This window comes from Nocardia sp. MH4, from assembly GCF_019266065.1.
In the GTDB taxonomy this organism is placed as follows: Bacteria; Actinomycetota; Actinomycetes; order Mycobacteriales; family Mycobacteriaceae; genus Nocardia; species Nocardia canadensis.
In genome coordinates this window covers 1-12851 of the sequence record NZ_LPNR01000052.1, presented here as the reverse complement: position 1 = coordinate 12851, position 12851 = coordinate 1, and the positions used below count along the sequence as shown (strand labels likewise).

Here is a 12851-nt window from a genome sequence, read left to right as displayed (position 1 = left end):
ACTCATGTGTCCCCCTTGCTGGAAGGCTAGTGAGGGAGCGGTGTGGGGTCAACAGCTGGCGTCTAGGACTCGTTCGACAATGCCGCGGCGACTTCGTCGAGGCCGCAGGTACGGGCCTGCACAACCAGGAGTTTGCGGACGCGGTCGGGGAGTTCGTCGTTGACGGCGACGATGGTTTCCCAGGCGGTGGCGTCGCCGGTGCCGAGGAGTTCGACGAGGGAGTCGAGTTCGGGGAGGCCGTCGAGGAGGGTGAGGACGCGGGTTCGGGGTTCGCCGTCGATGATCAGGGCCAGGGGGAGCATGGTGGGGGCTGCGGGGCTGGCGAGGAGGATCAGGTCGCGAAGGGCGGTGTCGTCTTCGGCGAGGACTCGTTGGGCGATGCAGCGTTGCTGGTTGTGGTCGAGGTGGGGGACCAGGGGGAGCAGGTCGAGCCAGAGGCCCTGGGCGAGGGAGATGTCGGAGACTCGGGTCAGGGTGGCGGGGTCGTGCATGACCGGGCGCTGGGCCAGGCGTTGCAAGCCGGTGATGGCCATGCCGGCGGCGACGGGGAGGAGGGCGTCCCAGGCGTCGAGTTCGGTGACGGCGGTGAGGAGGCCGTCGAGGATTTCGTCGTCTTGTTCGGCGACGATGTCGGCCATGCGGGCGCGTTCCTCGGGGCCGATGAGGTCGAGGAGGGAGATGGCGTCGGCCCATTTCTCCTCGGCGTACATGGTGGTGACCATGCCGGGGACGCGGTCGGTGACCATGTTCAGGAGGCGTTCGGCCTGGGAGCTGTCTTCCAGATGGAGGCCGACCTGGAGGATGTCGCTGTCGGTGGCTTGGGGGAGGGCGGCGAACAGGATGGAGTCGGGCATGGCGCCGGCCAGGCGGCCCATGGTGAGGTAGTCGCCGCGGGCGATGAGTTCCTTGGCTACCTCGGCGGCCATGGTGTCGGGGACGCGGGCGATGACTTCGGCGGCGCGTTTCGGGTCGAGCAGGACGGTGGCGTCGGCGAGGAACTTGGGGGACAGGGATTCGGCGATCCCGACCGCGCGGGCCGGTTCGACCGCGCCGGCGACGGCGGCGGCCAGGGCGGGGCCGAGTGCCTTTTCGGCGACGAGCGCGGCGATCGGCTTGGGGACCAGTTTCACCGCGGCGGCGACGCGTTGCATGCGCAGGACGTCGCGGCCGGACATCTCGTCGCTGACCTGGTCGCGGAAAGCCTTGATCGCCGAAGGGGATCGGGTGGTCAGGAAGTTCAGTTCGGCGGGGTCGACGTCGAGGACGCGGGCCAGTTTCGCGATCTCGGCCAGGGTGTGCCGCATGCTGCTCATAGTCCTAGGACCTTTCGGACGGCGGGGCGGGCCAGTCGGGGGATCAGGTGCATTCCCGCGCCGAGGGCGTCGTCCATGGCGGCCTTGCGGGCGGCCAGTGCCGATTCGGTGAGACCGTGGAGGCGGGTGAGGTCGTCGGCATCGAGGGTCGCGAACTCCGCCGGGGGAGGGGCTCCGAGGGTCGCGGTCAGCTGGTCGAGGCGGTCCGGCACCGTCGGGCTCCTTCGATGGTGTTGTGGCAGTGGCGATTACACGATAGCTGTGGGTGATCGCCGCCGCTTCTTCGGCGGCGAGGATCACTGTCGGATATGGGAGGGTGCGTCGGCGTCGGGGCTGGACTGTTATCGGAAGCCGATGATGTCGAGGGTGGCGTCGCCGATCGCCTCGTTGTTCTGGCACACGACCAGGACGGCTGACGAGGCGCGCATCAGCGTGGGCTGGGCGAGGCCGGGGCGGCAGGGGTTGGTGATGGGAATCGTGCTGGTGGGAAGCAGGGTTCGGCGGTCCCGGATCGACAGTTCGTGGGTGGAGCCACCGAAGTTCAGATCGACGAATTCGTCGGCGAGAAAGTAGAAGTAGTCGCCGTCGATGCCTTCGTATCCCGGTGTCATGCCGGGTATCCGTCGGAGGTCGATGCTGTCGGTTGTCGTCATCCCGGCGTATTTGCTGTGCTGTGGGCCTTCGGGCTCCGGCATCGCGACCAGCACCTCCGGACCGTTGGGGTCGGCGGCGAAGGGGCTGCCTGCGGTACGGATCGGGGCAGTCGATATTCGGTCGGCGCGGTCGACGAGTAGGTAGTAATTGCCCTGGTCCTCGTGCTGGTACCAGCTGATTCGCAACGTGTTCTCGAGCAGTGAGGCCGAGGGACTGTTGCGGGTGGAGATATCGCGGGATCCGACCAGCGTGCCTGTGGTGGTGTCGATCGCGAAGAGACGACGGGTCGATTCACCGCAGCGGTACAGCCGGTACACGGCTCGGTCCGACGCCAGCGTCTTCCCCTGGTCCGGGGTGCAGCCGGCGGTGGGGAGAGCGACCGTCCAGCGCCGGGCGGCGGTGCGGGCGTCGTATCCCGTGACTGCGTCGTCGGTTTCGACCAGGAGGTCGGTGGCGGTGGTTGCACTGATCACCCTGCGGGCAACGTCGGGATAGTCGGCCGTGTAGTCGTTGTGGTCTGCGGAGGTCCAGAGGAGCCGGCCGGTCACGGCGTCGAAAGCGATACGTGTCGTGGTGTCTTCGGCGAACCAGCGGGTGATCAGGACCGAGCGGTCGGCCGTCGTGAACGCGGCGCCCGAATCGGGCCACATGACGCGATGGCCGGACTGCGGTCGGCGCAGATAGTGCCAGCGTGGTCCGCCGGTCGCGCCGTCGTAGGCGCGCACGCCGTCGATGCTCACGACGACGAATCCCGTTCCCGCCGCGAGTACTTGGCGGCCAGTGGACTCCCGTCGTTCGTTGGTCGGGGGCAGTTGGAGGCGATACGCCTCGGCCGTGATCCGGCCGGGAACCGGGGCGATCGGAGCCTCGGCGACCGTCAGGTGGTCGATGTTGGCGCTGTCGTCGCCCGCGCGTACGGCGGTGACTGCGACGGCGGTCGATACCGCCAACCCGGCGGTGACGGCGATCGAGAGAATGCGGCGGCTGACGGTTCTGGCCAGACCCATGTGAATCGTGAGCAGCAGGGCGAGAATCGCGCCTACGCCCACGAGCGCGATCGCGCCGACTGCCGTGGGGAGTTGGTCGAAGTAGGGATAGTCCGCGCGGATCTCCGAGAAGCTGCTGGGCAGATGCCGACTCCAGGACATGCCGACGAGGATCAAGAGCACCAGCACGACCGCACCGCTGGCGCGAAGTTCCCAGGCGTGCTGGCTGTTCCACAGATCGATCCTGCGTCGCCGTCCGGTGAACCACGCGGCGACGACGATCGCGAGCACGACGGTGCCGAGCACGCCGGCGACGGCGGCGAACTGCGCGGACTGGGCCAGCGTCGTGCTCACGGGGCGTGTGGTGGCGCCGAACCAGCTGTAGAGGGCGAGGAGGACACCGCCGATCAGCAGGCCGGTGCCGGTCGCGGCGGCTGTCGCGCGGGTGCGGGGCAGGCGGCCGAGTGGACGCTCCAGGGTGGGGAGCGTCGCGGTTGGGCGGTCGTCCGGCGTGGTGCTGTGTAGATCCCCCATGGAACTGAACTCCCCTTGTCAGTGACCGATGTGTCTCCGGCAGGGAAGTAGCGTAGTCGCGGGCTACCAAGCCCGCGCGTCTCGACGGCCGACGGCGGTAACCACTTCCGTTTACTCTGGAGGGGGACGAGGGGAGCTGAGATGTCCGAGCAGCATGATCCGCGGGCGAGGTGGCGGGAACTTCCGCCGGAGCCTTCGGAGCTCATCGAAGAGACGACGATCGAGACGCGGGGTGTGGATCAGGGGGTTCCCTCGGTGGATCTCACCGAGGAGTTCGTGCGCAAGTACGGGTTGTGAGGGTCAGCCGCCGGCGACGGCGGGGATGATCATCAGTTCGGTGGTGGTGGTCAGTGGGGTGTCCACGCCGTGCAAGGTGCGGCATTCGTCGCCGTCGATGTAGAAGTTGACGTAGCGGCGCAGGGTGCCGCGTTCGTCGCGGAGGCGGCGTTCCAGGGCGGGGGACCGGTCGCGGAGGGTGTCGAGGACGTGGCCGAGGGTGGGGCCGTCGATGTCGAGTTCGCGCGCGCCGTTCGCGTAGGGGCGCAGGGCGGAGGGGAGCAGGACGCGGGCCATGGGTCAGCCGATGACGGCGGCGCGGACGCAGAGGACGTCGGGGAGTTTGTCGGCGACGAGGTGCCAGTGGTCGCCTTCGTCGGGGCTGCAGTAGACCTCGCCGTTGCGGGTGCCGAAGTAGATGCCGGTGGGGTCGGCGTCGTCGGTGGTCATGGCGTCGCGCAGGACGGAGGCCCAGAAGGGCACCGTCGGTAGGCCGTTCGTTGTCGCGGTCCAGGTGCGGCCCGCGTCGTCGCTGCGGTAGACCGCGCAGGTGGCGTCGGGTGGGAAGCGGAAGCGGTCCATGTCGGCGACGAGGGGGAAGGTGTAGATGACGCCGGGGCGGCGGGGGTGGGCGACGATGGGGAAGCCGAAGTTCGACGGGGGGAGGTCGGCGTCGATGGACTGCCAGGTGGTGCCGTCGTCGGTGCTGCGGAAGACGCCGCCGTGGTTCTGGAGGTAGAGGGTGCTGGGGGTTTCGGCGTCGCGGGCGACCTTGTGCACGCACTGGCCCCATTCGGGCAGCTCGCCGGGCATGAAGTCGGCGGTGACGCCCTTGTTGGTCGGTGTCCAGGAGGCGCCGCCGTCGGCGGTCTGGTAGACGCCGCCGGTCGACATGGCCACGGCCAGGCGCTGGGTGTCGGTGGGGTGGGGAAGGACGGTGTGCAGTGCGAGACCGCCGCCGCCCGGCGCCCACTGCGGCCGGTGGGGATGGTCCCACAGGCCTCTGACCAGCGTGAAAGTCCTTCCGCCGTCGGTGGAACGGAACAGCGCCGACGGTTCGACGCCCGCGTAGACCACCTCGGGTTCGGCGGCGGTGGCGGGTGCGATCTGCCAGACACCCTCGAGTGCGGCGTCGGTGTCGGCGGGGAAGGCCAGTGGGGCGTCGTCGGGTTCGGTCCAGGTCGCGCCGAGGTCGTCGCTGGAGACCAGCGTCGGGCCGAAGTGGCTGTTGAGGACACCCGCGAGCAGACGTGGTGGCGTGCGGCGGGTGTCGATGGCCAGGGCTTTCACATCGGCGACCGGGAATTGGGGCGGGCTCACCGTCCAGCTCGCCCGGTCGTCCGAGCTGCGGGCCAGGAACAATCCCTTGCGCGTGCCGATTCCGAGAAGTACGTCCATCGCCGACCTCCAGGTCGTCTCACCGACGCGGATGAAAATGAGCGTACTCCGCGGGGACGTAAGGGCCGCATGATCGCGATCGGTGAGGGATACTGGTCCGATCGTGCGCAACCCGTCGCACGAGCGTGACTTTTTCGCGACCATTTCGTAATCTGGCAGTGACCTTGTTCTCGACAGTAGCTGGTGATTGATAAAGTGCCTGGTCAACATCGCACCCCCGCTCCTCCGACGGGGCGCATGTCGTTGGCTGTGTGCAGCCTCGCAGCAACGGTTCCCGGCATGCTCTGGATGGCGTTCCGGCCGGGTGGAACCGAAGTACAGCAGGTCGCGGCCGTCGTGCCGCACACGCCGTCCGCGGTCGAGGTCGACGTCCTGCCCGCGCTGACCCACGACGAACCGACCATCGCGCCGGCGCCGGTCGCGGCGGACGACGAGTCGGCGACGCTGTCGGCCTCGAAGCTGAAGTACCTGTGCTCGACGGAGTGGAAGGGCACCCAGCCCCACGTCGCGCAGGTCAGCCACATGGTGCAGAAGATGTTCGGGCTCGACGACATCGGCGGCGCCAACGGGCGATTCGACGGTGACCACGGCGCGGGTCTCGCGCTCGACATCATGACCTCCAACCCCGCGCAGGGTGACGCGATCGCCGCGTTCGTGCTGGCCAACAAGGCGCGCTTCGGCGTCACCTATGTGATCTGGCAGCAGCGCTACAACGACGGCGGCGGCTGGTCCTACATGGAGGACCGGGGCAGCCCGACCCAGAACCACTACGACCACGTGCACGTGTCGTTCTCCTCGTACGGCGCGGCCAACCTCACCTGCTGATCACGGCGAATCATCCGGCCGCAGGGGCGTAGTGGCGCATCGGCCAGGGCTGAAACCCGGTGCGGCGAGCGGGCCGTGTCGGTATTTCGTCGGATCGACTCACCTTTCATTTAGGCATATCCCCACGCGGAACGGGTCCACGCTCCTACGGTGAGAGTGGCTCAGTTCTGGTGAGAGGAATGTGGACATGGGACGGTTGGCCGGCAAAGTCGCGGTGATCAGCGGCGGAGCGCGGGGGATGGGCGCGGCGCACGCGCGCCGGTTCGTCGCCGAGGGCGCGTCGGTGGTGCTCGGTGACGTGCTCGACGACGAAGGCGCCGTCGTCGCCAAGGAGCTCGGCGATGCCGCGATCTACCGGCACCTCGATGTGCGCGAACCCGAGCAGTGGGCCGCGGTCGTGGCGGCGGCGGTCGAGACCTTCGGTGGACTGCACGTGCTGGTGAACAACGCGGGGATCGTCAACGGGAATCTGCTGGTCGACTTCGCGCTGGAGGAGTGGCAGCGGATCATCGACATCAACCTGACCGGGACGTTCCTCGGGATGCAGGCCGCGGTGCCCGCGATGACGAGCGGCGGGTCGATCGTGAACATCTCCTCGGTCGAGGGGATGCGCGGCAGCCCGGGTCTGCACGGGTACACGGCGACGAAGTTCGCGGTGCGCGGACTCACCAAGTCGGCGGCTCTGGAGCTGGCGGCGCAGGGAATCCGGGTGAACTCGGTGCATCCCGGGCTGATCAGCACGCCGATGACCGAGGGGATTCCGGCGGACTTCCTGCAGATTCCGGTGAAGCGGGCGGCCGAGCCGGACGAGGTGTCGGCGTTGGTCGCGTATCTCGCGTCGGACGAGTCGTCGTATTCGACCGGTGCGGAATTCGTGGTCGACGGTGGGCTCACGGTCGGGGTGCCGCACAAGAGTTTCTGAACGAGGACGAGGTCCGTACCGGGTGATTCGGACTCAGCCCCACGGGCCGATCCGTGGGGCACGAACCGACCATGACGGGTAGTCGGGGTCGGCGACGGGCTGTGTCGCCGACCCCGACACCAGGTCACTGATCGGTGATGTAGGCCAGCCACGCGTAGTCGCGTGCTCGGGTGACGGCCACGAGCTTCTGCCGTGCGGCGAGTTCCGCCCGATCACGGGTGGCGCCCCGGACGGTCGCGAAGGTCGCCGGTTCGGTGGTGATGTGGAAGACGGCGGCGAAGTCCATGCCCTTGGCGCGGTGCACGGTGCCGATCTTGATCTCGGCGAGCTGAGTGCCGTTGTAGTCGTCGAGCGCCATCGTCGGCAGGCCGGCCGCGTGGAGAAGGTCGCGACAGTGCTTGGCATCCCGGTGCGTGTCCACGATCACGGCGATCTCGCCCGTGGGGACACCACAGTCTCGGACGGCGTGCAGGAAGGCGGCATCGAGTTCGTCGCGGCGTAGACGGACTTTCACGGCCGCGCCGTCGGGCAGCGTCCCGTCGCTGTCGCGCAGGACGAATCCGCGCCCGCCGTCCAGGTCGTCGACCGTATTGCCCGCCTCGAGCTTCTTGGCCAGATCCAGCACGGCGGCACGATTCCGGTAGTTCGTGCGCAGCACCCGGCCGCGGCCACCTGCCAGCGGGATCCCGGCATCGGAGAGCCGCCAACCACCTGGATAGACCTGCTGCTGTCCGTCGCCGACCAGGAGGAGCTGGTCGGTGTCTGTGCCTCCGGCGATGCGGTGGACCAACCGGAGCTCCATCAGCGTGCAGTCCTGCACCTCGTCGACGACCACCATCGAGTAGCGCTCGTCGTCGTCGAACGGGCTCTGCCGGAGTTCATCGGTGGCCAGCGCGATGACGTCGTTGAAGTCGTGGGTCTGTTTGTCCGCCAGTCTTTGCTGATAGGGCAGAAACAGGTTGTCCCAGACGTATTCCCGTTGGCGGCCGGTGAGGCGCAACCCGTCGCGACCGGATCGTTCGATGGCGCGGTATTCGTCGAGCGTGGTCAGGCCGCGACCCTTGATGACTCGTTTGATCTCCTCTTCCCAGTAGGTGAAATCGGTCCCCGCGTAGCCGTCGAGCCGGTGACGGACACCCATCCACGTTCGGGCCATGGCGTCGTCGGCCGCGTCGACGTCGAGGTGGAAGGTGACCTTGCGGGATTTGAGGAATCCGGTCGCCCACGCGTGCAGGCCGATGAACTCGGTGCGGTCGACCACGGTCGGTGCGATCCGCGCGAACCCGGACCGGTGATAGGTGGGCAGCGTGCGGACGAAGCTCGTGAACAGCAGCCGACCTGGGTTCCGCTTGGCGAAATGGGCCATGCGGTGCAGCGCCACCACGGATTTACCCGTGCCTGCCGGGCCGCTGAACCGCGCGGGCCCGGTGAAATTGGCGTGGACGAGGGCGAGCTGTTCGGGGTCGAGGAAAGTGATCCACTCGCGAAACGGCCGGGTCAGAGAGGCGGACCGGGTGTCGTTGTCCAGATCCGCGCTGTCGAACAAGCCATCCGTGGCGACAATTTCCGGTGTCGGTGCGTCGTCGGTGCTGATCGAGGTGAAGCTCGCGCCCACCCGGGTGGCGACCGTGGCCGCGATGGTCGCGGCCCGACTCGGCGACAGCAATCGTTCACGCGTCAGCAGGGTGTCACGGATCGTGGCTTCATCGGCGGTGAGGAAAGGATCGTGTGCCTCCGTGGGCACCCGCCGTCGCATGAGCAGCACCAGTTCGAGGGTGTGCGGGACGAACTGCGCACGGTCGAACAGCAAGTTCGCGAACATCTCCTCGGCGGTGCGGCGGATTTTGCGAACGACCTGGTCGGCCGGCACCGTATCGGTGAAGACCAGCGCGAACACTCCGGACCGGCCGATCGCGAATGCCGCCGCCCGGTCCGGCGTGGGCGGTGTCGTGTCGAGCAAGAGATGCCATCGCGGTTCGATCAGGATGGCGGAGAGGAAGCGACGTTGCGATGCGGTGAGCTGCGGATGCGCGGCGAGCTGCTGCTCCGCCCAGTGGGCGCGGCGATGCCTGCTGATGTCGGACATGATCCCCCCGATGCGGTCCGTGGCATTAGGTCGTAATGCCTTGTCTGACAAGATACTTCATGTCAGACAAGGAATCCGGTCATCGAGGGAGCGGCGTTCGGCCGGACTGCCGGTCAGCTCAGGCGGCGAATGTCGCCGCGGACGCGGTAGAAGCCGCCGCGGGCGGATTCGGTGACGGCGTCGACGACGTAGCGGGTGCCCGCCTGGCGGATGTCGCGGGGGAACTGGACGTTCCAGCCGCGTTCGTAGCCGGGGCTGACGACGTGGACGCGCAGGGAGCCGCCGTGTTCGACGCATTCGACGACGATGCCGGTGCCGGCGTCGGTGGTGACCTCGAGGGTGCTGGAGGCGGGGACGGCGGAGATCTCGGGGGCCTTGACCGAGACGGTGCTGGGGAGCACGCCCTGGTCGGCGTCGCGGACGGCGGACTCGCTCACGTCGAGGCAGGCCAGCGCCCCGGACGTGGTGACCAGGTACAGCTTGTCGTCGTGGTACTGCATGGAGTAGGCCGAGCCGCAGCCGGTGGCCAGCTTCCACCGGCGGGTGCCGGTGGCGTCGAAGCAGTAGACCGAGGAGTGCGAGTCGCCGGCGAAGACGTAGCGGCCGTCGGGGGAGGCGGCGCAGGAGAAGACGGCGGCGTCGCACTGGTAGGCGCGGGTGGTGACGCCCTGCTTGGTGATCTCCTCGACGCGGTTGGCCGAGGTGCCCGCGTAGACGTCGGAGGTCTCCTGCCAGCCGAACAGGACCGAGCCCCGGGTAGGCGAATGCCATTGGGTGGCACCGGTTTCCAAGGTGTACTTGGTGACGCCCGCGCTGTGGCCGTGGTAGACGCCGGTGGGGTCGAGGCGGACCATCCAGCCGGAGTTGCCGGTACTGCGCGCCGACCAGAGGGATTCCTCTTCGTGGTCGATCACGGTCAGGCCGCCCGCGGCGTCGGAGGCGGCGAGGATGCCGTCGTGGATGTCGAGCCAGTAGACGTCGGTGGCCGAGACGTCGTAGGCGGCGCGCGGGACCTTGCCCGACAGGTCGTAGACGCGGCCGTCGTCGCAGCCGGCGTAGATCCAGAAGTCGTCGGCCACCAGGCATTTCACGCCGTCGGGGAGCTGGTAGCGGTTGGTCACGACGCCGTCGGGGGTGAGGGTGTAGACCTCGCCGTTCTCGTTGCCGACCCAGCAGCGCTGCTCGTCGACGAAGATGCCGAACGCGGCGGCGCCGGAGTCGAAGCGCCACAGGACCGGAGCGCTCTTGGCGGTGGAACGCTGGCTGGTGATCACGCGGCGGGTCACCGAGCGACGCTCGCGCGCGCCCATGACGGCGGGCGCGTAGCCCTTGCGGACCTTCTCGCCGATCTTCTTCTGCGCGGCCGACTTCGCCTTCTCCGCGGTGGCGAACGAGCTCGCCTTGGACTGACCCTGTTCGCCGATCCGGCCGAAGCGAATGTTCACCTGGGTGCCGGTGACGATCACCTCGTAGAACTTGTGCGAGGAACCGGTGTCGTCGGACAGTTCCAGGTAGGTGGTTTCGGCGGTCGTCATGGATCCTCGCTGAGCTCGTGCGGTGGGTCGAACGAGCGAAAACTAGCAAGGCACACCGACATCGGCGGGGCGGGTGGAGTCCGCGCAGGTCACATGCCCGCGACGTCGAGGAGCGGTGGGGGATAGACGGAGTGGGGGATCTCGGCGCGCCAGGGGCGGTGGATGGTGGGGCCGTCGAGGTGGGCAAGTTCGGGGAGCCAGGTGCGGACGTAGGTGCCGTCGGGGTCGTAGCGGTCGGCTTGGCGCAGGGGGTTGAGGACGCGGTTGGGGCGGGTGTCGGTGCCGGTGCCCGCGGCCCACTGCCAGTTGAGCTGGTTGTTGGCCAGGTCGGCGTCGACGAGCCAGTGCAGGAAGTGGGCCGCGCCGATGCGCCAGTCCAGGCGCAGGGATTTGGCGAAGAAGGAGGCGGTGATCAGGCGGGCGCGGCCGGGGAGCCAGCCGTCGGTGACGAGCTGGCGCATGGCGGCGTCGATGATCGGGTAGCCGGTGCGGCCGTCCTTCCAGGCGGCGACGGCGTCGGGGTCGGTGCGCACGGCGAACGGGCCGGGACGGTAGCTGGTCCAGGCGGTGTCGGGGCGCGCCGCCAGGAGCTGGTGGTGGAAGTCGCGCCAGGCGAGCTGGCGGGCGAAGGCGTGACCGCCGGGGTCGGACAGGTCGGTGCGGTGGACGATCTCGACCGGCGACAGGCAGCCGAAATGCAGGTGCGGGGAGAGGTGGGAGGTGGCATCGGCGGCGAGGTCGTCGTTGCGGTCGGCGTAGTCCTGGATCGGGCCCGCGAGCCATTTGCGCAGCAGCACCCGGCCGCTGATCTCGCCACCACGCGGGCAGTTCGGGGACGGCTCGCCGGCCGACAGGTCGCCGGGCGCAGGCAGAGCGTCGCCGGCCACGTCGGGAACGGACAGCGCGCGCGGGGTGCCCAGCGGGTGGCGCTGGTGAGCGTCGACCCAGCGCCGGAAGTAGGGGGTGAACACCGCGTAGTGGTCACGGCCGGTCGCGGGGGTGAGGACGGCGGGATCGGCCGCGGTGACGACCGCGCTGTGGGTGCGCACGGCGCAGTCCGTGCCGGCGAGGCGGTCCCGCAGGGCCTGTTCGCGGCGGGTGGCGTAGGCGCTGACGTCCTCGGCCAGATGCACCGCGCTCGCGCCGGTCTCGGCGGCGATCCGGGCCACGACATCGGTCACCTCGCCCCGCCGGACCACCAGGCGCCCGCCGATCCCGCGCAGGCGCTCGTCGAGTTCGGCCAGCGCGGTGGCGAGGAAGACGGCGCGATTGGGCGGGCAGCGGTCCGGGACGATGCCGTCGTCGACGACGAACAGCGGGACGACGGCATCGCTGTCGCGGTGCGCGGCGGTGAGGACCGGGTTGTCGGCGGTGCGCAGGTCACGGGTGAACAGCGCGATCGAGACGGTCATCGGGCGCACAGCGGGGTGATGTCGGAGCGGCCGCCCGCGGTCGGCGTGGTCAGGTAGACACAGGTGTTCTGGCCGGCGGCCACGATCGCGGCGTCGATGTCGTTCCAGGTGGCGGCGTCGACGGCGGGGGTGCGTGACAGGACGAAGCCGGACAGGCGGCTGGGATCGGTGACGACCGCCCAGGAGTAGTCCGGGCCGAGGGCCGTGACGATGTAGTTGGGGGCGCCGGTGCGCTGATCCTGGCCGGGCACGCCGGGGAAGGAGACATGCAGCTGGGCGTTGGTGACGGGATCGGTCACCGTCGCGGTGCCCCGGATCTCGTTGGTGCCGCCCGACCAGGTACGGCAGCGGTTGTAGACGCCGACGTCACCGGCGTCGTCAAGGGTGTAGGTGGCGGTGGTGTCGCCGGCGCAATCGAGGCTGAACGGGGCCGGGACCGCGGCCAGCTGGTGCCAGACGCCCAGATAGCGCTCGACATCGAGCGACGGCACCGGCGCCGGGGGCGCGGCGGACGCGGTGGCCGGTGCCAGCGCCACGGCGGCCATCGCCGCGCAGGCGAGCAGCGGGAGGCGGAGCGGAACGGAGGAATGGGCGATGCGCACGAGAACTCCTCGGATTGTTGGTACTGACAGACTATCAAGAAACGATGCATAATTGATTCACCCGGCGAGAGGAGTTGTCGATGACACGGGAGTGGCCGTTCCGTCTGCTCGGCCTGGCGACCGCCGCCTACGGCGCGAGTGTGGCCGTTCGCCCCGAGGTGCTGCTGGGTCCGTGTGGATTCGAGACCGACCGGCCGGGCAGCCGGGCGCTGGCGCGCATGGTCGGCTGCCGGGACGCGATCTCCGGCGCGGCCATGGTGCTCGCGCCGGACGCCCGCGTCGCGCGGGCCGCCGCGGGCGTGCGGATC

Annotated in this window: 13 protein-coding genes; 4 read left to right on the top strand and 9 right to left on the bottom strand. The window is 69.0% G+C overall.

The genetic code is table 11. The annotated features are described in order from the left end of the window. Positions 1–62: 62 nt before the first annotated feature. The 3 genes from ATM97_RS03315 to ATM97_RS03305 all read right to left on the bottom strand — a co-directional run bounded on the left by ATM97_RS03315 (position 63) and on the right by ATM97_RS03305 (position 3487). On the bottom strand, positions 63–1313 hold the full coding sequence (locus ATM97_RS03315; protein ID WP_218716441.1) for a hypothetical protein: 1251 nt from the start codon (positions 1311–1313) through the stop codon (positions 63–65). Further along, on the bottom strand, positions 1310–1525 hold the full coding sequence (locus ATM97_RS03310; protein WP_218716440.1) for a hypothetical protein: 216 nt from the start codon (positions 1523–1525) through the stop codon (positions 1310–1312). The genes ATM97_RS03315 and ATM97_RS03310 overlap by 4 nt, the downstream gene beginning before the upstream one ends. A 129-nt stretch (positions 1526–1654) precedes the next feature. Beyond that, a complete protein-coding gene (locus tag ATM97_RS03305; RefSeq protein WP_218716439.1) occupies positions 1655–3487 on the bottom strand; it encodes a PQQ-binding-like beta-propeller repeat protein in 1833 nt (610 codons plus the stop codon). 141 nt (positions 3488–3628) lie between these two features. Between ATM97_RS03305 and ATM97_RS03300 the strand changes: the two genes are divergently transcribed. Beyond that, a complete protein-coding gene (locus ATM97_RS03300) occupies positions 3629–3784 on the top strand; it encodes a hypothetical protein (RefSeq protein ID WP_218716438.1) in 156 nt (51 codons plus the stop codon). Between the two features lie 3 nt (positions 3785–3787). Here the strand turns inward: ATM97_RS03300 and ATM97_RS03295 are convergent, their stop codons facing one another. Together ATM97_RS03295 and ATM97_RS03290 are read right to left on the bottom strand one after the other, a co-directional pair. Further along, on the bottom strand, positions 3788–4060 hold the full coding sequence (locus tag ATM97_RS03295) for a MoaD/ThiS family protein (RefSeq protein ID WP_218716437.1): 273 nt from the start codon (positions 4058–4060) through the stop codon (positions 3788–3790). A gap of 3 nt (positions 4061–4063) precedes the next feature. Further along, a complete protein-coding gene (locus ATM97_RS03290) occupies positions 4064–5161 on the bottom strand; it encodes a sialidase family protein (RefSeq protein WP_218716436.1) in 1098 nt (365 codons plus the stop codon). Positions 5162–5440: 279 nt separating this feature from the next. Between ATM97_RS03290 and ATM97_RS03285 the strand changes: the two genes are divergently transcribed. Together ATM97_RS03285 and ATM97_RS03280 are read left to right on the top strand one after the other, a co-directional pair. Beyond that, positions 5441–5986 carry a hypothetical protein gene (locus tag ATM97_RS03285; RefSeq protein WP_218716435.1) on the top strand — a complete coding sequence of 182 codons (546 nt, stop codon included), beginning with the start codon at positions 5441–5443 and terminating at the stop codon, positions 5984–5986. 187 nt (positions 5987–6173) lie between these two features. Next, positions 6174–6908, top strand: a complete 735-nt coding sequence (locus tag ATM97_RS03280; RefSeq protein WP_218716434.1) for an SDR family oxidoreductase — start codon at positions 6174–6176, stop codon at positions 6906–6908. Between the two features lie 124 nt (positions 6909–7032). On the opposite strand, the gene ATM97_RS03275 is transcribed toward ATM97_RS03280, so the two are convergent. The 4 genes from ATM97_RS03275 to ATM97_RS03260 all read right to left on the bottom strand — a co-directional run bounded on the left by ATM97_RS03275 (position 7033) and on the right by ATM97_RS03260 (position 12486). Continuing rightward, positions 7033–8994, bottom strand: a complete 1962-nt coding sequence (locus ATM97_RS03275) for a UvrD-helicase domain-containing protein (protein ID WP_218716433.1) — start codon at positions 8992–8994, stop codon at positions 7033–7035. A gap of 113 nt (positions 8995–9107) precedes the next feature. Further along, positions 9108–10529: a WGR domain-containing protein gene (locus ATM97_RS03270; protein ID WP_218716432.1), complete on the bottom strand. Its 1422-nt coding sequence runs from the start codon at positions 10527–10529 to the stop codon at positions 9108–9110. Between the two features lie 89 nt (positions 10530–10618). Next, complete coding sequence (locus ATM97_RS03265) at positions 10619–11941, bottom strand: deoxyribodipyrimidine photo-lyase (protein ID WP_218716431.1); 1323 nt, start codon at positions 11939–11941, stop codon at positions 10619–10621. Then, positions 11938–12486: a lipocalin family protein gene (locus ATM97_RS03260; protein WP_218716455.1), complete on the bottom strand. Its 549-nt coding sequence runs from the start codon at positions 12484–12486 to the stop codon at positions 11938–11940. The genes ATM97_RS03265 and ATM97_RS03260 overlap by 4 nt, the downstream gene beginning before the upstream one ends. A 137-nt stretch (positions 12487–12623) precedes the next feature. On the opposite strand from ATM97_RS03260, the gene ATM97_RS03255 reads away from it, so the two are divergent. Next, positions 12624–12851: hypothetical protein (locus ATM97_RS03255; protein WP_374104823.1), on the top strand; the 228-nt coding region annotated here is incomplete at its 3' end.

Coding starts and splice junctions, on each gene's coding strand:
- ATM97_RS03315 (WP_218716441.1), bottom strand. CDS start 1,313: ATGAGCAGCATGCGGCACACCCTGGCCGAGATCGCGAAACTGGCCCGC.
- ATM97_RS03305 (WP_218716439.1), bottom strand. CDS start 3,487: ATGGGGGATCTACACAGCACCACGCCGGACGACCGCCCAACCGCGACG.
- ATM97_RS03300 (WP_218716438.1), top strand. CDS start 3,629: ATGTCCGAGCAGCATGATCCGCGGGCGAGGTGGCGGGAACTTCCGCCG.
- ATM97_RS03295 (WP_218716437.1), bottom strand. CDS start 4,060: ATGGCCCGCGTCCTGCTCCCCTCCGCCCTGCGCCCCTACGCGAACGGC.
- ATM97_RS03290 (WP_218716436.1), bottom strand. CDS start 5,161: ATGGACGTACTTCTCGGAATCGGCACGCGCAAGGGATTGTTCCTGGCC.
- ATM97_RS03285 (WP_218716435.1), top strand. CDS start 5,441: ATGCTCTGGATGGCGTTCCGGCCGGGTGGAACCGAAGTACAGCAGGTC.
- ATM97_RS03280 (WP_218716434.1), top strand. CDS start 6,174: ATGGGACGGTTGGCCGGCAAAGTCGCGGTGATCAGCGGCGGAGCGCGG.
- ATM97_RS03275 (WP_218716433.1), bottom strand. CDS start 8,994: ATGTCCGACATCAGCAGGCATCGCCGCGCCCACTGGGCGGAGCAGCAG.
- ATM97_RS03270 (WP_218716432.1), bottom strand. CDS start 10,529: ATGACGACCGCCGAAACCACCTACCTGGAACTGTCCGACGACACCGGT.
- ATM97_RS03265 (WP_218716431.1), bottom strand. CDS start 11,941: ATGACCGTCTCGATCGCGCTGTTCACCCGTGACCTGCGCACCGCCGAC.
- ATM97_RS03260 (WP_218716455.1), bottom strand. CDS start 12,486: ATGGCCGCCGTGGCGCTGGCACCGGCCACCGCGTCCGCCGCGCCCCCG.